This window comes from Olivibacter jilunii, from assembly GCF_900607235.1.
Taxonomy (GTDB): Bacteria; Bacteroidota; Bacteroidia; order Sphingobacteriales; family Sphingobacteriaceae; genus Olivibacter; species Olivibacter oleidegradans.
This window is the reverse complement of record NZ_LR027848.1, coordinates 924,224-943,663: the sequence shown is the minus strand read 5'-3', so window position 1 is coordinate 943,663 and position 19,440 is coordinate 924,224. Positions and strand designations below refer to the sequence as shown.

At 41.9% G+C, this 19,440-nt stretch carries 16 protein-coding genes; 7 read left to right on the top strand and 9 right to left on the bottom strand.

Annotated elements, in window-relative coordinates; all coding sequences use genetic code 11:
• Positions 1-152: 152 nt before the first annotated feature.
• The 3 genes from dacB to E0E36_RS03885 all read right to left on the bottom strand — a co-directional run bounded on the left by dacB (position 153) and on the right by E0E36_RS03885 (position 3,492).
• A complete protein-coding gene (dacB, locus tag E0E36_RS03895; protein WP_130854794.1) occupies positions 153-1,586 on the bottom strand; it encodes a D-alanyl-D-alanine carboxypeptidase/D-alanyl-D-alanine endopeptidase in 1,434 nt (477 codons plus the stop codon).
• A 196-nt stretch (positions 1,587-1,782) separates the two neighbouring features.
• Positions 1,783-2,415 (bottom strand): endonuclease/exonuclease/phosphatase family protein, encoded by a 633-nt coding sequence (locus tag E0E36_RS03890; protein WP_207303711.1) that lies wholly within the window; start codon positions 2,413-2,415, stop codon positions 1,783-1,785.
• Between the two features lie 87 nt (positions 2,416-2,502).
• Complete coding sequence (locus E0E36_RS03885) at positions 2,503-3,492, bottom strand: aspartate-semialdehyde dehydrogenase (protein WP_013664373.1); 990 nt, start codon at positions 3,490-3,492, stop codon at positions 2,503-2,505.
• Between the two features lie 247 nt (positions 3,493-3,739).
• On the opposite strand from E0E36_RS03885, the gene E0E36_RS03880 reads away from it, so the two are divergent.
• Positions 3,740-4,648 (top strand): lamin tail domain-containing protein, encoded by a 909-nt coding sequence (locus E0E36_RS03880; protein WP_130854793.1) that lies wholly within the window; start codon positions 3,740-3,742, stop codon positions 4,646-4,648.
• A gap of 39 nt (positions 4,649-4,687) precedes the next feature.
• On the opposite strand, the gene E0E36_RS03875 is transcribed toward E0E36_RS03880, so the two are convergent.
• Complete coding sequence (locus tag E0E36_RS03875) at positions 4,688-4,963, bottom strand: hypothetical protein (protein WP_130854792.1); 276 nt, start codon at positions 4,961-4,963, stop codon at positions 4,688-4,690.
• A 209-nt stretch (positions 4,964-5,172) separates the two neighbouring features.
• Between E0E36_RS03875 and E0E36_RS03870 the strand changes: the two genes are divergently transcribed.
• The 3 genes from E0E36_RS03870 to E0E36_RS03860 all read left to right on the top strand — a co-directional run bounded on the left by E0E36_RS03870 (position 5,173) and on the right by E0E36_RS03860 (position 8,067).
• Positions 5,173-6,126, top strand: coding sequence for an NAD-dependent epimerase/dehydratase family protein (locus tag E0E36_RS03870; RefSeq protein WP_130854791.1), 954 nt, complete (start codon positions 5,173-5,175; stop codon positions 6,124-6,126).
• A 10-nt stretch (positions 6,127-6,136) separates the two neighbouring features.
• Positions 6,137-6,862 (top strand): YebC/PmpR family DNA-binding transcriptional regulator, encoded by a 726-nt coding sequence (locus E0E36_RS03865; RefSeq protein ID WP_013664377.1) that lies wholly within the window; start codon positions 6,137-6,139, stop codon positions 6,860-6,862.
• A 116-nt stretch (positions 6,863-6,978) separates the two neighbouring features.
• On the top strand, positions 6,979-8,067 hold the full coding sequence (locus E0E36_RS03860; protein WP_130854790.1) for a hypothetical protein: 1,089 nt from the start codon (positions 6,979-6,981) through the stop codon (positions 8,065-8,067).
• Positions 8,068-8,072: 5 nt separating this feature from the next.
• On the opposite strand, the gene E0E36_RS03855 is transcribed toward E0E36_RS03860, so the two are convergent.
• Positions 8,073-9,209 carry a dipeptidase gene (locus E0E36_RS03855; protein ID WP_130854789.1) on the bottom strand — a complete coding sequence of 379 codons (1,137 nt, stop codon included), beginning with the start codon at positions 9,207-9,209 and terminating at the stop codon, positions 8,073-8,075.
• Positions 9,210-9,279: 70 nt separating this feature from the next.
• On the opposite strand from E0E36_RS03855, the gene E0E36_RS03850 reads away from it, so the two are divergent.
• Positions 9,280-12,192, top strand: coding sequence for a DEAD/DEAH box helicase (locus E0E36_RS03850; protein WP_013664380.1), 2,913 nt, complete (start codon positions 9,280-9,282; stop codon positions 12,190-12,192).
• A 124-nt stretch (positions 12,193-12,316) separates the two neighbouring features.
• Here E0E36_RS03850 and E0E36_RS03845 read toward each other — a convergent pair whose 3' ends face one another.
• Complete coding sequence (locus E0E36_RS03845) at positions 12,317-14,581, bottom strand: glycoside hydrolase family 20 protein (RefSeq protein ID WP_130854788.1); 2,265 nt, start codon at positions 14,579-14,581, stop codon at positions 12,317-12,319.
• A 194-nt stretch (positions 14,582-14,775) separates the two neighbouring features.
• Here E0E36_RS03845 and E0E36_RS03840 point away from each other — a divergent pair, with 194 nt between their 5' ends.
• Complete coding sequence (locus E0E36_RS03840) at positions 14,776-15,036, top strand: hypothetical protein (RefSeq protein ID WP_130854787.1); 261 nt, start codon at positions 14,776-14,778, stop codon at positions 15,034-15,036.
• Positions 15,037-15,246: 210 nt separating this feature from the next.
• Here the strand turns inward: E0E36_RS03840 and trmB are convergent, their stop codons facing one another.
• The 3 genes from trmB to E0E36_RS03825 all read right to left on the bottom strand — a co-directional run bounded on the left by trmB (position 15,247) and on the right by E0E36_RS03825 (position 18,673).
• Positions 15,247-15,897 carry a tRNA (guanosine(46)-N7)-methyltransferase TrmB gene (trmB, locus tag E0E36_RS03835; RefSeq protein ID WP_130854786.1) on the bottom strand — a complete coding sequence of 217 codons (651 nt, stop codon included), beginning with the start codon at positions 15,895-15,897 and terminating at the stop codon, positions 15,247-15,249.
• A 75-nt stretch (positions 15,898-15,972) separates the two neighbouring features.
• Positions 15,973-17,436 carry a M20/M25/M40 family metallo-hydrolase gene (locus E0E36_RS03830; RefSeq protein ID WP_130854785.1) on the bottom strand — a complete coding sequence of 488 codons (1,464 nt, stop codon included), beginning with the start codon at positions 17,434-17,436 and terminating at the stop codon, positions 15,973-15,975.
• Between the two features lie 52 nt (positions 17,437-17,488).
• Positions 17,489-18,673, bottom strand: coding sequence for a class I SAM-dependent rRNA methyltransferase (locus tag E0E36_RS03825; protein WP_130854784.1), 1,185 nt, complete (start codon positions 18,671-18,673; stop codon positions 17,489-17,491).
• A 201-nt stretch (positions 18,674-18,874) separates the two neighbouring features.
• Here E0E36_RS03825 and E0E36_RS03820 point away from each other — a divergent pair, with 201 nt between their 5' ends.
• Positions 18,875-19,411, top strand: a complete 537-nt coding sequence (locus E0E36_RS03820; protein WP_013664385.1) for an RNA polymerase sigma factor — start codon at positions 18,875-18,877, stop codon at positions 19,409-19,411.
• The last annotated feature ends 29 nt before the right edge of the window (positions 19,412-19,440 follow it).

Sequence of the window (19,440 nt, the reverse complement as noted above, 5' to 3'; positions counted from 1 at the left end):
TTTGGCTATAAGTTGTTTGTTAGTTGTTAGTTGTTAGTTGTTAGTTGTTAGTTGTTAGTTGTTAGTTGTTAGTTGTTAGTTGTTAGTTGTTAGTAAAATTTACTTTTTACTTTTTACTTTTTACTTTTTACTTTTTACTTTTTACTTTCTAACTACTTCAATGCATTCAGTAATCTAAACATCTGCTGTCGCATATTATAAGCGGTACCTTCATAGTTGTTCACGAGCAAGCTAAACACAAGCTCGGTTCCATTAGATGCTTTTTGATATCCAGTGTACCCCAGTACACCGCCAATCGTACCGCTCTTCATCTTCATGCCATTATAAACAGGGATACTTTTATAATAGTCGCTAAACCAAGGTTCTCTTTTAATAGAGGTCAAAATTTTTGCCATGGCCATTGTTGTGACACGATTTTCGGGCGAGAGGCCACTACCATCAAATATTCTCATCGACCCTTTTTCCAATCCTAGTTTGTTAACCCAAAAGTCGCGCATTGTATCAGCCGCGTCGTCCGTGTCCAACACAGACCCTTTTTGTTGAGCGATCGTCTTTAGGAGTGCCTCACCATACAAATTGATACTTTTTTGATTGAACCAATAAACAAGATCTTTTAAGGTTGGAGATTGGTGGATAAACAATGTCCTACCTGCTGATGGCACTTCCTTTCCCGATAGCTTAAGCAATTTGCCACTAGTAGCAGGTTGTCGTACGCTTACACCTTGGCGTTCCAAATTCAACTGTAATCTTAGCGCTGCGTCGTAAGCGGCATCCGGAAGCGCGATCTGAATAGGCTTTTTTAAATCAATCCCGTAAGTACCCCGCAGATATATGAGCGACGAATAGGGTGCACTGTAGGGATAGACTTTATCTCCCGAACCGGGGCTACCCGTAGTAGATTCATTAACGATTTTTAAATACGATACATTAGGCACCGTCGACTGCAGGGTTGTGACAGCTCCTACCTGTCGGCCCGGGAGTATATGAACGTCCACTAAATTTTCTCGCCAATTTAACCCAGATATCCCCGCGCCATAATAACTTCCTAAATCCTGCCAAATCCATCGCGGACCAGCCTTTTGTCCTCCATATAACAAATCGTCACCGATAATACTACCGTTTATTTTCTTGATCCCTGCATTCACAATAGCATGAGTCCATTGTGTTAACAACAGGGATTCCTTTGTTTGCTCAAATCGGTCACTACCTAAAGAGGGGTCGCCACTTCCTTTAATAACTAGATCGCCGTTTAAGATACCATCTACAACCTGACCGGTATAGTACAATTCTGTTTGATACGTGTAATCTGCTCCCAACAGGTAAAACGCAGCAGCAGAAGTGATCGTCTTCAGGGTGGAGGCTGTAGCTAGCCCTGTATTTCCGTTCTTAGAAAAGATAACGGAACCGGTTTTAGCGTCTAATACGGTAAGTGATGCCGTTCCATACTTCAGGTTCGGATTACTTTCAAACTGTTGATAAGCGATATTTATTTTCTGTTCCAGGGATTGGGCATACGATTGAGTTGTCAATGAAAAAACGATCAAAATCAACCAAAATCGTATGCTTATAGCATTACTTAACACCATCTTTGCTTTAGTTATTTTCCGCTCAATAAGTCAATTCAACCATTACGGGGAGGTGATCGGAGGCATAAGGCTCTTTAATCACCTCGTGCCGTACCGACTGAAAGCGCTTTTTCGGTCTGAACATAATAAAATCAATTTCCCGATCGGGATTTACCTCAGGAATTGTAAAAGCAGCACTACCGCTAGTTTTACTCCTTTAAAAGTAGGTATCAAAATGATTAATTACGTCGGATTCCGGTTTTGCATTAAAATCGCCCCCTAAAATAACGGGTTGAGAATAGGTGCTCAATTTCTTAACGATGGCCTCTGCTTGCAACAGCCGGTTCTGCTCCTTTAGGTCTAGATGTGTGCTGGCAAACACAAGCGGTTTACCGGGCTTCGGCTCTACTGCTACAATGGCGAGTACGCGAGGTTCGCCATTACTTCCTTCAGCCATTGGTAATATTAAGCTATCCTTTTGTTGTATAGGCCACTTAGATAGTATGGCAACACCATAAGCACCCCCTTCGTAGTCGATGGCCTTTACAAAATGATGATGCATCCCTGTCAAGCTTCCCAATGCTGCCGCTTCGTTCAGGTTTTTACCCGATCGCCGGTTATTTACATCCACCTCCTGTAAAGCAACTAAATCCGGCTTATTTTGATTAATAACCGCTGCTATGGCCTCTAAATCGATAAGTCCCGGCTTTGACGGTGGGTTAGCATGATGAATATTATAGGTAATAATACGCAATGTATCCTTTTCATTGGCGGTTACAATTTCGGCTCCAAATATAAATTGAAGCAAACAGGTAATTGTAAAAAGGGTTCTCAAGAAGGCCTTGTTCATTGTTTTGTTTATTATGCTGACGCACCAAAAATAAAAAAGGAAGATGGCTTTCAAGCATCTTCCTTTTATTTTTATTTTCTATTGGCATTAAGCCAAGCCTTGCTTCACTAAATATTCGGCAATTTGGACGGCGTTGGTAGCAGCTCCTTTACGCAAGTTATCCGCCACAATCCACAAATTAAGTGTCTTTTCCTGGCTCTCATCCCTACGGATACGTCCAACAAACACTTCATCTTTTCCATGAGCGTCTTTTGGCATTGGATACTTCAAATTAGCCGGATCATCCACGACGATAACACCGGTTTGCTTTGCAAGTAGATCTCTTACCTCATTTAAATCAAAGTCATTCTCAAATTCAATATTGACAGATTCAGAATGCCCTCCCATCACCGGGATGCGCACCGTAGTAGCGGTCACGCGGATATTATCATCCCCCATTATCTTATTCGTCTCCTTAATCATTTTCATCTCCTCTTTTGTGTAACCGTTATCTTGGAATACATCGATCTGAGGAATCACATTAAGGTCAATTTGATAAGGATAAGCCTTTTCTCCATCTTTGCCTGCTCGTTCATCGTTGAGCTGCTGTACCGCTTTCACCCCTGTTCCTGTTACCGATTGATAGGTGGAAACGACAACACGTTTTATTTTATATTTCTCATGAAGAGGTTTCAATACGACAACCATCTGAATGGTTGAGCAGTTTGGATTTGCTATAATTTTATCATCTGATGCGAGTACATGCGCGTTCACTTCCGGAACGACCAGTTTTTTTGTAGGGTCCATACGCCATGCAGATGAGTTATCAATTACAGTAATTCCTGCCGCAGCAAATTGAGGTGCATACGCCGTCGACGTTCCTCCGCCGGCAGAAAATAAAGCGATTTGCGGCTTCAAGTCTATTGCCTCGTCGGGTGTAACCACCTTATACTTCTTTCCCTTGAATTCAATTTCCTTACCCTTACTTTTTTCAGAGGCTACCGGAATCAATTCTGTTACTGGGAAATTGCGCTCTGCTAAAACTTTTAACATCTCCGAACCGACAAGCCCGGTAGCGCCAACGACTGCAATTTTCATTGTTTTGTTTTAAATTTTTGTTTTAATAGTAAATTTTAATGAATCATTATTTTTTAACCTTCAAACATACGAATTTTAAAGTTAAAAAGAGGAATGTTTTTAGCGATCAGCTTCTTCAAAGTTCATTTTTTCGAAAACACCTTGTTCAGTTCGTTCATTCTTCTTGTCAAGCGATTGAACGTTTGCCCTCCTCAACCAAGCTTTTTATCTTAGCTCATCTGAAATAAACCAAACCACAACCTGGATAATGAATAAGATCTGTCTTATATTAGCTTCATCCTTATTGTCTTTACTAACCGCGACACTACACGCTCAGGTAGAGCCACTTGATATATTGATCAATGAGATACTTCCCGATCCAAAAGCCAGTGGTGTGGAGTTTGTTGAAGTGTATAACCGGTCGGAAAAAACCATCGATTTAAAAAGCTTACAGATCGCTCGCGTTATTGACAAGGATAGTCTAATCAACGTCCGACCTCTTGCGACCAAAGAGACACCCTTTTACCCTAAACAATATATGGTACTAAGTAAAGATGGTAATATCGTTAAAGATCATTATTATACCGAAAACCCAACAGCTTTCATTGATATAGCGGCAATGCCTCAATTACCCAATACAGGCGGATCAATCGCAATTATAAACGGCCAAACGATCATTGACCGACTCGACTATCATGAAGGCATGCACCATCCACTGGTAAAGAATCCGAAAGGAGTTTCTTTGGAAAGACAAAGTTTTGAGGAAGACACCAATAAACCGGGCAATTTCACTTCCGCAGCGGCTTCGGTGGGTTATGCTACACCGGGATACAGAAACTCACAGCAACGTACTGAGCAGCATGACGCTATCTGGCTTAGCTCAAAGACATTTTCACCTGACTATGACGGATTCGAAGATATATTGCAAATCAATTATCGATTTCAGCAAAGCGGTAATATGGTGAATGTCTACCTATATAATGAACAGGGAATGCTGGTAAAAACCTTATACCGGAACCATTTACTTGGTACAAGTGGCACACTATTTTGGGATGGTGTTAGCGATACAGGTCAGCGACTTCCCGTGGGTATTTACCTCGTTTATGTAGAAGTTTACAACTCCGTTGATGGTATAAAAAAATATCGCATGAGTTGCGTATTGGCAACCAAATTTTAGGCAAACAATAGTTAACATATCAAAAGAACGTTTTTTTTGTCACTTTCTTCCGCAGAAAGTAACCAAAGACTCATCGCTTGGAACTTTGCTACGATGGTGGTGCTTCAACCTGCAAGCCGCAAACTTCCTAGGCGATATTTCAGCTGAACGAAGAGCTTTTGCGGGCAGCCACTGGGCCCCGAGTGTCGGATAAACGGCCTTGAAGGATACCGACGCAACGAGCAGCAAAGCATTTGCTCCTCTGCTCATATGGCAGTATCCAAGCGGATTGAGGAAGTGAAACGGCTCCAATACGCGCCAGTGATGCTTTGCCATCAGGTGCAAAGTAGCCTACACCGCCTTGATTTATTCACTCTTGTTTATTTTTAAAGGTGTTCATGAACTCATCACTACGTTCTTCGGTTTGCTCAACTCGTATGTTTGAAAAGTTGAATAAAAAAACCGGTCTTTTTTAAAAAGCGATTTCCCTGCACACCTCACTACTCAGTTGCATATGAAAGGCAATTTATCTAAGTTTGTGGGCGATGGAAGAAAGCATTATCATTATCGGGTCTAACGGGCAAATCGGAACGGAATTAGCAACTGCTTTGCGATTAAAATATGGAGAAAAAAGTGTAGTAACATCAGATATAAGGCAACCTAATACCCCATCGCAGGGTCCTTTTGAAATTGTGAATGTTCTTGACAAAGAACTACTGCAATCTCTATTCGAAAAGTACAAACCAACACAAGTTTATCTTTTGGCTGCTGTGTTGTCTGCTGTTGGTGAACAAAATCCCAAATTGGCCTGGGATTTAAATATGACCGGTCTACTGAATGTATTGGATCTCTCCGTAACATACCGCGTTGACAAAGTGTTCTGGCCAAGTTCCATCGCTGTTTTTGGACCCCATTCACCTAAAGAGGAAACTCCTCAATATTGCATCATGGATCCAAGTACGGTATATGGCCTCAGCAAACAGGCCGGTGAACGTTGGTGCGAGTATTATTTCAATAAATATGGCCTAGACGTTCGTAGCATCCGATATCCAGGTTTAATAAGCTGGAAGGCTGCTCCGGGCGGAGGCACTACGGATTATGCTATTCACATTTTTCATGAAGCTTTGAGTAAAGGAACCTATGAGTGCTTCCTCTCTGCCGAAACTCGCTTACCAATGCTTTATATGGAGGATGCAATCCAAGGTACACTTCAATTAATGGATGCACCTGCTGAAAATTTAACAATCCGAAGTAGTTATAATTTGACAGGCCTGAGTTTCACGCCGGCGGAATTAGCTGAAGCAATTAAAGTACATGTTCCCGAATTTTCCATTTCCTACTCGAATAATGATCCACGCCAGGCAATTGCAGATGGCTGGCCTTCTTCCATCAATGATGAATATGCTCGAAAAGATTGGGGCTGGAACCCACAATTTAATCTCAAGGCAATGACAGAGGAGATGATAAAAAACCTAAAACAAAATTTAGAAACCACTTAATATACATTATATGGGAAGAGCATTTGAGTTTAGAAAAGAAAGAAAATTTAAACGCTGGGCCAAGATGGCGGTCCAATTTACACGCCTTGGAAAGGAAATCGCCATCGCTGTTAAAGAGAGCGGACCTCATCCGGAGTCCAACTCACGTCTTCGCACGGCTATACAGAACGCGAAGGCGGTCAACATGCCGAAAGATCGGATAGAAGCTGCGATCAAACGTGCATCTGAGAAAGACGCCAAAGGTTACGAAGAGCATGTTTATGAGGGCTATGGCCCACATGGAGTACCCATTTTAATCGAAACAGCCACTGACAATACCAATAGAACAGTGGCTAATATCAGAAGCTATTTCACTAAAGCAGGCGGTTCTTTAGGTAAAACGGGCTCACTTGACTTTATCTTTCAACGCAAGTCAATCTTTCGTTTTGCGGCGACAGAAGACCTGAATTTAGAAGAACTGGAATTGGAGTTAATCGATGGCGGCCTGGAGGAACTCTACGTCGAAGCAGACGAAGAAGGAAACGACATTGTGGTAGTACAAACGTCTTTCGAGGACTTCGGCAATATGCAAAAACTATTAGAAGAAAAGGGCATTGACGTAAAAAGTGCTAAATTAGAGCGCATTAACCTCTCTACAACTGAAGTTTCGGAAGAGGCTTCTGCAGAAGTGATGAAACTCATCGATAAGATTGAGGAAGACGACGACGTACAAGCGGTGTATCATAATATGGTTTAATTAGTAGTATCAAGATAAAAGACACCTGCCGGCAGGCAGGTAAGTAGCCAGAATGATACTTGGGTACTTGATACCCGATACTTGATACCTGATACTAGATACTTAATACTAAAAGAATGACTTTCGAAGATTTCTTTATAAAAAAAAGGATAGACCTTCGCCAATTAGAGAAGGTGGAACCTCAATTGTATAGAGAGTTCAAAAGTCATTTTGAGCTAATGGGCGAAAAGAGCTTCGACCATACAAAGAAATTCTGGTTTAACCGCTTACGGAAAAGCTATCATCTCAAAGAAGAGGTTGGCCTATCTCAGGCGCCCATTAGCACTTCTTCTTTGGACGAAAACAAGGCCATTGCTGCAGCAGAATCCCCGCAAGCCGCGAAACCTACCGGCTTTAAACCGCGGTTTAAAGCAACTCCACCTACCGGAGAAGCAAAACCCGCTCCGAACCCCGAAACGGATACGGATAGTGCAAGCAAAGCGCCCACCGGTTTCAAACCTAGATTTAAACCGGGACAGACCACGCGTTCCAAAGAAGACCATGCAGAAGATCAATCTGTAAAGGGTGAGGATACCCCTCCAACTGTAGCGCCAGCTACCGACCATGTCAATAAGCCGTCCGGTTTTAAACCCCGTTTTAAAGCTGGCGTAACAAATAAGGAAACGGCAATACCAAAAGAAGAACCTGCGCTGCCTAAGCAACTTGAAAAAATAGGCAAAACAGAGGAACCTTCTGAAACACAGAAGACCGGTGAACCAAAAGACCTATCCAAACCCATGGGCTTCAAACCCAGGTTCAAAGCTGGCCTTACCGATAAAACAGCAGCCGAACACCTGCGGAAAGAACCTGGCCACCCCTCAAACCAAGCAAGTAAGGTGGAGGGCGAGTCAAAAGATGCGAAAGATGTGTCCGACAAATCGACTGATAATGAATCGCCTACTATTTCGAAGCCAACGGGATTTAAGCCTAGATTCAAAGCCGGTATTACAAATAAAACGTCTACGGAAAAACCGCAACAAACATCCAATCCCGGTGCTGAGGGGGATAAAAAAAATATGGCTCCCGAAGCAAAAGCTGAGGTTCCTCATACAAATCCGAATACAGACACCGAGCACAACGCCGCGAGCACTGAAGCTAAACCTTTAGGCTTTAAGCCTCGGTTTAAACCGGGACTCAAAAAGGGCGATACAGGAAACGACAAATAATATCGTCACTCTTGTGCGCGAAGTACACGCAGCACGTTGCCGCCCCATATTTTTTTAATCATTTCATCGGTGTAACCACATGCAATAAGTGCTTCGGTTAGATGAGGGTATTCACCTACATCGGCCAATCCTGCCGGGGTAGCGTCCATGCCATCAAAGTCTGCACCGATACCCACGTGGTCAATACCAGCTACTTGTACCAAATAATTGATATGATCCACAACGAGCGATAGCGGTGGTGCCACTTGTTGCCGTACTTGAACAGGAAGCAGACGATATTTTTTATCTATACTTACCGGCAGGCTATCCGTCGAACTGATATGCTTTGCATATAGCAAACTTACATTCCGGCGAAAAGTTGGATCTAAAAAATCCGCATAAAAATTCACGCCGATAACCCCGCCATTTTTAGCAATAGCTTTGATCTGTTGATCCGTCAGGTTTCGGTAATGTGGGTTAATGGAATAAACATCGCTATGTGATACAAAAACCGGCTTATCCGTAATCTTCAGTACATCATAAAAAGTCTGTTCTCCTACATGCGACAAGTCAATTACCATGCCTAATTCGTTCATCCGCCTAACCACCTGCCTTCCAAAGTCTGTCAGCCCCCGACGCTTTCCTTTCCGCTCATCAGCTGCCGAAGAGGCCCACGCAGTACTATTATTCCATGTTAAGGTTAAATAGCGTACGCCCCTACGGTATAAGCTATCCAAATTGCTAAGCTGATTTTCAATCATATGTCCCCCTTCTACCCCGAGCATCGCTACTATTTTACCTTGTTGCACCCCTTTATAAATATCACCTACACTTTTAGCAAGGATTATTTGGTCTGTATTCCGTTCTATCAGTTCATTCAAAGCATCTATTTGCCTATTTGCATACTGAAAGGGCTTTAATTTTTTCCCGTCGCACCATACCGAGAAGAATTGTACATCAACCCCCCCTTTCTTCAACCTTGGAAAGTCCGTATGACCTTTGGTCAATCGCTTTGTTATATCTTTTCCCGTGATAATTGATTCCGAAAGAACATCATTATGCAAATCAATCACGATTGCGTTTTTATGAAGGTCGTCTGCTTGCTGCCTGGCGGACAAGGAGGCAGCTAACAGTAAATAGAAAAAAAACAGAAAAAATTTCATGAGCAATAGGGCAATATTTCGCAATATATTATTAAAAACCTTATATTTAAAGCTTTTTTAACGACAGATAATGCTAAGAATAGATACGCAAAAACCATATAGTTTAGTTTATTCGTTATGTCAACATGAATTTTTGGGTTATTTAATTGAGCCGCACATTGTACAATTAAATCCAAATGGCGAATTTTCACTTACCTATCAGCGAATTTTTAGCAATACCGCTCGCGAGTATGCACCCGCACTCGAAGACAACGACTTAAAAATCATTAAACTGCTCGACGAGCTAGAGCAATCGGAACTCATCAAAAAGATGCATAAAAAAGCGATTCGCCCACGCGAATTCTTCAGCAAAATCTTCGACAAAAAATTATTTGATTATATCCGTCCAAAAATAGATAAAAAACTGGCAGCCATCTTACAGCTTATCCGCGATAAACCACTTTACCTAATGAGCAAAGAGGGATGGCCCGTAGAAGAAAAACTGACGATTGCTCCCGAGCCTGCTTCCGTACTGTTTCATTTTCGCAGAAATGCGGAAGAAACACGTTATTTCCCGACCATAAAGTATCAGGGACTGCGCATTGATTTTATGTACAAAAATGCGCAGATCATCAGCAATGAACCTGCTTGGCTATTATTAGAAGGAACGCTATATTCTTTTGAACAAGATTTAGACGGAAAAAAACTATCGCCTTTCCTAAATAAGCGTTATATCAGCATCCCCAGAAATACCGAGTATAATTACTTCGATCGATTTGTACGGTCGTTGATCACTAAGCACCACGTCTACGCGGAAGGCTTTGATATCAAAACCTATCAACATGAGGCATCTCCCTTGCTTAAAATTGTTAATACCGCCAATGGCGACGCCTTTGCGCAATTGCAATTTAAATATGGCCCGTATACCTTTGATGCCGGTAGCGAACATAAGGTTACCGTTCGAATGGATTACAAAGAATCAGAAGATCTTTACACCTTCCATCGGGTAAAACGATCCTTAAAATGGGAGGAAGACCATTTACAAGAACTTTTGAACTTGGGGTTATCAAAACCGGATCCGCTTTTCAACAACCTGAATATAAAAAAACATCCGGAACATATCGACGGCGCCACTAACACCCACTTATTGATTAACTGGATTAACGTAAACCACGACTTTTTGATTAATAAGGGTTATCAAATCGAGCAAAAAACAGAAAACCACCGGAAATATTTACTTGGTAATACCAAGATTGATCTGGAAGTAAAAGAAGAAAATGATTGGTTCGATGTTCATGCCATTGTTCGCTTTGGTCCATATGAAATTCCTTTTATTCAGTTGCGAGACCATATCCTGCATCAAAAGAGGGAGTTTATTTTACCTTCCGGAGAAATAGCGATTATTCCGGAAGCTTGGTTTGCTCAATTTAATAACCTGTTTTATTATTCCGCAAACAAAGGAAGCATTCAGCTTCAAAAACATCATATTGGCTTAATCAACGATCTAAGTGAAAGTAATATCCAAGGGCTTAGTATGGAGCGGAAGTTGCAGCGTCTTCAGGAATTTGAACAAATCGACGATATTGCACAACCACTCCATTTTAAAGGTTCATTGAGAAGTTATCAAAAAGCGGGATATAACTGGTTTCATTTTTTGAAAAACTATCATTTTGGGGGTTGCTTAGCCGATGATATGGGTTTAGGAAAAACGGTGCAAACTCTGGCATTGCTGCAAAAAGAACGAGAAGAGTTACAAGAGAAAGGCATCCAAGGCACCTCGCTGATCATCATGCCGACCTCACTCATTTACAATTGGCAGAGTGAAGCCGAGAAATTTGCACCTGCATTAAATATATTAATTCATACAGGTACCAATAGGCCGAAAGTAAACGACCATTTTGGAAAATTTGATGTCGTTATTACTACCTATGGCATCGCTCGTGTCGATGAAGAATTATTACAGGGATTTTATTTTCATTATATTATTTTGGATGAAAGCCAGAACATCAAAAATCCAAGTTCCAAGTCCTTTAAAGCAGTAAAAGAACTAAGAAGCAAATATCGATTAACGCTCAGTGGTACACCGGTTGAGAATTCGGTGGGCGATCTCTGGTCGCAAATGTCTTTTTTAAACCCAGGATTATTAGGCAGTCATGCTCATTTCCAGTCCGACTTTGTAATTCCGATTGAGAAGAAAAAGGATGAAGAAAAGGCGCGCAAGCTCCAAGCGATTATCAAACCCTTTGTGTTAAGGAGAACAAAAGATCAGGTAGCGCAAGAGCTTCCTCCCAAGTCTGAGCAGATCTTTTATTGCAAAATGAGCGATGAACAGGCCGAGTATTACGAAAAGATTAAATCGGAGTATCGCAACGTTCTGCTAGAGCAATCGCTCGACGAATTAATGGTTAAATCACAGATTCAAGTACTGCAAGGCTTAACAAAACTTCGCCAACTGGCAAATCATCCGCGCATGGTGGACGAGGACTATGAGGGAGAATCGGGCAAATTCGAGAACGTGGTGCACACGCTGGACAGCGTCTTATCAAGAGGACATAAAGTGCTTATATTTTCACAGTTTGTAAAACAACTGGAAATTTTCCGCCGGCATTTTGATAAGAAAAAAATCAGGTATGCTTACTTAGACGGCTCAACAAGAAACCGAGAAGATGTGGTTAATGACTTTAGAAATAACGAGGAAGTTAAGCTTTTCCTAATTTCCATTAAAGCGGGAGGTGTTGGATTAAATCTTATAGAAGCAGATTATGTATTTATTCTTGACCCTTGGTGGAATCCGGCTGTAGAACAACAAGCTATCGACCGGTCGCATCGTATAGGACAAACGAAAAACGTGTTCATTTATAAGTTTATCACAAAAGATAGTGTAGAAGAAAAAATTCTGGCTTTACAAGATCGCAAAAAGACGATAGCCAATCAACTAATAACAACCGAAGAGAGCTTTGTAAAATCGCTAACTGCAGATGATATTAAAGAGTTATTAAGTTAGTTGCATTCTCCCCCTATCGCAGACAGATACAACCACAACCAAGCGGGGTTTATAGCTTATGCCTCTAGACCTTTTACCTTACGCCTTGCACCAATGGTGCCATATAAGACCTTTCAGTCCTAGCTCAATAAACCACAATTTCATCTGTAAACAGAAATCCTTTCCTATTATTTTGGCCTACAATACGAATGTAACGCGCAAGTCGACCCTCCAGATCGAAACTGAACGTCTTAAATCGTAAAGACGGATCGGTCGTCGGCACATCGTTATCGATTTTTTCCATTTCACGGAAATGCCTACCATCATCAGAGGCTAATATTTTCACACTGCCCGGTATATAAACCCCTGGCCCTGCAAGCTGCATGAACCGCAACTTTATCTCATGTAGTTCTTCGCGTCGTTCAAAATCAAGTGTCACATCAAAATCACCTAAAAATCCCTGCCATTCACCGTCACCGTAGCTTAGACCACCGTATTGCCCATTTAATAAACTACTATCCAGCTTTGCCGGATACTTGTCATTCCATTGATTATTGTAAACGATTTTTTTACCAATTCCCTTATGGATATCAACTGTAAAATCCTCCACCTTACCAAAACGGACAGAATCTTTAAAAACAGCTGCCTTAATAGTCGTTGTGTTTACGAGCGACAAGGAGTCAATGTATAACGTAGAAGCCATTGTTGGTTCGCTTCCGTCTGTCGTATATCTTATCTCAGGACTATATTGCTCAGAAGAAATTGTTACCGTTGCCTTTTTCTTATTGATGTCATATTTACTCGCAATGGAAACATCATAAGAAGGTCGATAGTAGTTGACATGCAAGCGTTGCAAAAGCAAATAATGTTTTTGCAAACGCTTTTTAAAGTCTTGCCAAACCCGTTTATCAGCAGGTGTCCATCCAATTTCTGCCAACGCTATAGCTCTTGGAAAAACCATATATTCAACTTGCTCCTGCGTTGGCATGTATTCTGTCCAGACATTTGCCTGTACCCCTAAAATATGTTTTTGTTGATCGGCCGCAATTTCAGCCGGAATGGGATGATAAGAATACACCTTCTCTAAAGGTAAGAAACCGCCCATGGCCTCCGGCTGACCAATTGGATTACTTTGGTAAGAGTCGAAATATAGATAAGCGCCGGGCGTCATAATCACATCGTGCCCCGCGTTTGCCGCCTCAATCCCACCTTGCTCTCCCCGCCAGCTCATGACAGTCGCTTCCGGGGGCAAGCCCCCCTCCAATATTTCGTCCCATCCAATGAGTTTTCTCCCCTTGTCTTTCAAATACGCCTCAACCCGCTTGATCGCATAACTCTGCAGGCCTTCTTCATTTTGAAGATTATCGCTCTTTATCCGTTCTTGGCATTTGGGACAGTTTTTCCAAGCTTTCTTGTCTGCTTCATCTCCCCCAATATGGATATACGTAGAAGGAAATATATCCATCACTTCATCTAACACATTAGTAATAAAAGAAAAGGTCTCCTCATTGCCAATACAAAACTCCGCATTTCTATAAGCCTCACCTGAGCAGGAGAGCTGCGGAAAAGTTGCCAAAACCTCTTCACTATGCCCGGGCATCTCAATTTCGGGAATTACGGTAATGCCTTTTTCAGCTGCATAGCCTACAAAATCACGCGCTTCCTCTTGCGTGTAGTACCCACCGGAAGCATTAGGATCTCCCACTTCCAAGTATCTTCGTCCCGAATTCCACCAATCCTTCCAACGAGGATAATTTCTCCACGCCGCCTTTTGCGTCAGTTGAGGATATTTTTTTATTTCCAGACGCCATCCCGCCCCATCCGTTAAATGCCAATGAAAGGTGTTTAACTTATATAGGGCCATCAGATCAATCATTCGCTTCAAAAAAGAAATCGGGTAAAAATGCCGAGACACGTCAAGCATTAATCCCCGATAAACAAAAGCAGGTTCGTCTTGTATGGAAACAGCCGGTAGCAAGCGTTCGTTTGATTGCGTATAAGCAATTTGGGTGAGTGTCGCTAAAGCGTGTATTACCCCTTGACGATCATGGGCTATGATCGTTATCTTTCCTGTGTCTACCTCCAATTGATAAGCGCGTTGGGGCAGGCGATCCTCGGCTTCGGCTTTAAGCAAAAAAATACCGCTTTCGGGCATCTTTTTCCTGGATTTCAGCTTATGAGGCGTTTCAAAATGGATATAGGGATGGGTTCGGAGCAATTCAACTTCTTCTGTAAAATCTTGACTTACGTAGACCTCCGCTAATTCCGGGTATTGAAAGTATCCGGGCTTTTCTTGTAAAAATGTTGGTGCTGGTATAATAGAAAGGCTATCTTGAGCAAAGAGTATCGTTGGGCAAAGGCAAAGAAAAACCCATAGAGATAGCCCGGTAGAGAACTTCTTCTTTTCCATTTGTTTCTTATAAGATCTGACTTTGCAAACATAGGCAAATTAACGCTTATATACAATGTACCATTGTGTCGCAATGTGAACCTTTGTTGCATCCTTTTTCAATTCCTATAACTATTTTAAATGACTGTCGAATATAACACCTAAAAATAACAGGATTCGCTTTTAAAAAAGAACGTTTTTTTATTCAACTTTTCTTGATAAAAGTTGAGCAAAATCAAGGCGGTGTAGGCTACCTTGCACCTGATTGCAAAGCATCACTGGCGCGTATTGGAGCCGTTTCACTTCCTCAATCCGCTTGGATACTGCAATATGAACAGGCGTGCACATGCTTTGCTGCTCGTTGCTTCGGTATCCTCCAAGGCCGTTTATCCGACACTCGGGGCCCCTATGGCTGCCCGCAAAAGCTCTTCGTTCAGCTGAAATATCGCCTAGGAAGTTTGCGGCTTGCAGGTTGAGGCACTACCATCGTAGCAAAGTTCCAAGCGATGAGTCTTTGGTTACTTTCTGCGGAAGAAAGTGACAAAAAAAAACGTTCTTATAATCTAAACACCTTTATCAGTAGGTTAAAGGCGAAATCGACCGATGGAATTTCACTGAGGTAATCCCTGTTTAGGGAGGAAGCTGATAGTATATTGTAAAATTTGACCCTTACAGTGATATTAGCATTAATTAAAAGAAAATTTCAAGTAATTGATGTTCTTATTGTGAGCTAGGTATTTTTTCTCGTAATAAGTTTTGATCGTAAGCGTCTCGTTTACAAACTCGGAATGATATAAATCTTCTGTTTTACAGTGCACTTTTAATCCCAGCTCTTCTATTTTGGAGAATGTGTAGGCATGCAAACCATCGTTATCCGTTTTAAGATTGACATAGCCGCCTTCTTTTAATACCCAATGATAGCGTTTTAAGAACTTATCGGACGTCAACCGCTTTTTTTCACGGCTATTTTGAGGTTGTGGATCCGGAAACGTTATCCAGATTTCGTCTACTTCCCCTTTTTCAAAAAAATCCAGGAGCGTCTCAATTTGTATTCTTAAAAAGGCCACATTTGAAATGTTATCTTCCAATGCCGTTTTTGCCCCCCGCCATATGCGATTTCCCTTGTAGTCTATTCCAATAAAGTTCTTTTCTGGAAAAAGTCTTGCCAGGTTTACAGCATACTCCCCTTTGCCACAGGCAAGCTCCAAGACAATTGGGTTATTATTACCAAAATGTTTCTCAGCCCATTGCCCCTTCATCACCTTTCCTTCCTCTAACTGTAGGACATTATCAAACGTAGCGATCTCAGCAAACTTTCTTAATTTATCTTTTCCCATTGCGGCTGCAAACTTAGATAAAAAGTTTTATACGAAAAATAGTTGTGAGTTGCCGGTTGTGAGATGTACTTAAAACTATTCAAGCCATCGCCAATCGCCAGAGATACGCAAAGGTTCTTCCAGTTTGTTCTCGATCATGAGTGCCTTTACTTCCTCGTCGGAAAGGCGTTTAGTATCAATCACCGGTGCCTCCGCAATGCCATAAGCCAGCATCGCACCGAAACGAACTGTATTAATAAGCCCCGGTTTATCCACTAAGTTTATATGATCGCAATCCGCATGATAACAGTTTAATACATCCTTGCTAAGATACGTATCACCACCGCCGCCGGTAGGCACCCCTTGCAGCATAAACGGCTGATGATCACTATGCAAACCTGCTCTACCCTCAAAATTATTTTTGAATGTTGTATCAATGGCTTGCACTTGCTTTCCGATGGCCTCAAACAACGTTCTGCTACTTTCCAGACTGGATTGAAAACTCTTTGGGTTATTGGTCATGTCATAATTCAACATATAGCGAATGTGTTCGATACTTTTATCCCGTATCGCTTGCTCCACATAAGCTTTAGATCCAAGTAAGCCTTCCTCCTCACCCATGAAAAGCACAAATTCGATGGTTCGTCTTGGTTTTACGTTTAGTTTCTTCAAGGTACGGGCCATATCGATTACTGCAAACGCACCTATTCCATTATCAATGGCCCCCGTAGCCAGGTCCCAGCTATCCAAATGTCCGCCAACCACAACCTTTTCTTTGGGTAATTCCACCCCTTTAATACGCGCAATAACGTTACGTGCCGTGACATGGCCCGCATAATTAGTCATTACGATGGAAGCATTAACTCGCCCTTTGTTTTTCAACGAATCCTTTAGTGCCAAGCCCTCTTCCAAGCCTATACAAACAGCCGGAATAGGAATGAGCTTTCCAGTCACCGAGGCGGTTCCCGTAAGTAATACGCCTCCCGGAACTGTGTTATAAAGGATGATACCTTTTGCCCCGTATTTGATGGCAAGGGCTGTTTTCTCTGATCGATGTAAGTTTTTCGCAAGTGGGTTGGCGTCCGGCAAAACGCCCAAATAAGCTAGTACAATTTTCCCTTTTGCTTTATCCGGGTCAACTAGATAATCTCCCTCGAGGCCACTGCCCATATCAACGATTTCTGCATGCAAGCTCGCGTTCTTAGGAGCATGCGCAAGGGATACCGCTTTGATTTCTCTTTCCCCGACATTACCGGTTACTTTTAAAGAAAGCGCGCCCCTGCTCCAGCCTTCTGCTTTAAACGTTTGAAAGGATACCTCGTCGAAACCGTAAGACTTGAAGAGATCATATGCAAATTGCTCAGCCTTGGCACCGTTCTCCGAACCGGTTAGGCGATGCCCTATACGAAGGGTAGATGTTTCCAGATTATGATAAGCCTCCGAGTGCTGAAGTACTTCTTCATTGATCATTTGAAAAATCGGCTTCAAACTCTCATTAGATTGACAAAAGCCTTCAAAAACAAAAAAGAAAAGAACAAAAGATAGTAAATAGATACGCATGTGTCAAAAAATAATCAATAATACCAGTAAATTCACTCCATAAGTACATCCATTAAAGCACGCGGCAAAGCAGTCCCTTTAGATATTCGCCCTCCGGAAAGGACGCTCTGATAGGATGATCTTCCGGTTGGTTGAACTGATCAATAAACTGAATCTCTTTGCCGGCGTCCAAGGCAGCCCAAGCCAGTACCTGCTTAAAGGTGTCAATGTCCATCGCTCCCGAGCAGGAGAAGGTTGCCAGCAAACCACCACTGGATAATAACAGTAAGCCCAACCTATTCAATTCTTTATAAGCACGGGAAGCCTTTTCTAAACTGCTCCTGGAAGGGGCATACTTGGGCGGGTCTAAAATCACCAGGTCAAACTTTTCGCCCTGCTCTTTAAATGCCTTTAGCTGCTTGTTTACATCACTTTGAATGGCCTTGTGCCTCGACTTGTCGAAGGCATTCTCGTTAATATTTTGGATCAAGGTCTCGATAGCCAAAGCCGAGCTGTCCACACTAAACACTTGGGACGCACCCATTTTAAGTGCGTTTAAGCTAAATCCGCCTGAATAGCAAAAACAGTCTAGTATCTTTTTGCCAGGAGCATGTTGAGCTACAATCAATCGGTTGGTCCGTTGATCACAATAAAAGCCAGACTTTTGGCCTTCTGCAATGTTCACTTTATAATGTATTCCATTTTCAATAATGTCAACAAAGACAGGCGGGTGTTGGCCGAAAAGAACACCCCCTTGTGCCTCTAAACCGTCATGTGCCCTTGCCGCTCCATCTTCGCGTTGGTAAATTCCTTTTGGATTAAGCAGTTTCTGCAATTCATCCACGACGATCGATTTAACGCGTTCGATACCGCTAGTTAATATTTGTAAAGATATAAAGTCGCCAAAACGATCTGCTATCAATCCAGGTAGAAAATCAGCCTCGCTAAAAATCAACCGGGCTGTATTTGTCTGTTCATTAAAGATACCATTTCTCGCCTTTACAGCCTTTTGGATTCGCTCTCTCCACCAATTTTCATTTACTTCTTTTGCAGGATCCCATTCCAAAAGACGTATTGCCACGCGCGACTCGCCGTTGTAGTAGCCATAGGCAATAAATTCACGATCATCGTTATAAACGCTCACCAGATCACCATTTGCAGGCTTTCCAACTATCCTCGCGATGGCACCGGAGAAAATCCACGGATGTAATTGCCAAGCTGCTTTATCCTTACCCTTTTTTAATATGATTTCTGTCATTTACTCGCTTACACTATATTTTCCGTGATTTAAGAAATTAAGCCAAACATAGATAAAAAGGATGGTATTCTCGAAAATTGATGCGATAAAAAGCGGTAGGCGGTCAACTACTTCCCTACTTAACTCACTAAAAAAAATAAACAACGTGCAACATCTATAAACCTATTGCGTCTATTAGGCAAAGAACAATAAACAATTACATTGGAAGTCAGCTATAGCGACCCGCATGAAGATTTGATTGCCGACTGTAAGAAAGGTAATCGGCAAGCTCAGTTTAAGTTGTACAAGCTTTATTCAAAAGCTATGTATAATACGGCTTTGCGTATTGTAATCGATGCGGACGAAGCGGCCGACGTACTACAGGATGCATTTATTGACGCTTTCAAGCGATTGGACAGCTTTAGACAAGAAAGCACCTTCGGCTTATGGATGAAACAGATTGTTGTTAATAAATCGCTCTCCGCACTAAGAAAGAGAACCGTTGTTTTCGAATCCATCAGTGATATAGACGATGTAGCGGACGAAGAAATAGAAGAGAACAACTACAGTTTTCAAATAGAACAAGTAAAAGAAGCAATCAATCAACTGGCAGATGGCTATCGCGTGGTATTAAGCCTTTATTTACTGGAAGGTTACGACCACGAGGAGATAGCACATATACTTAAAATAAGCGAGAACACATCTCGTACGCAATTTTTAAGAGCAAAAAGAAAACTATTGGAGATACTCAAGAATTAAAATAAATAGTATCATCAAAAATGTGGGTT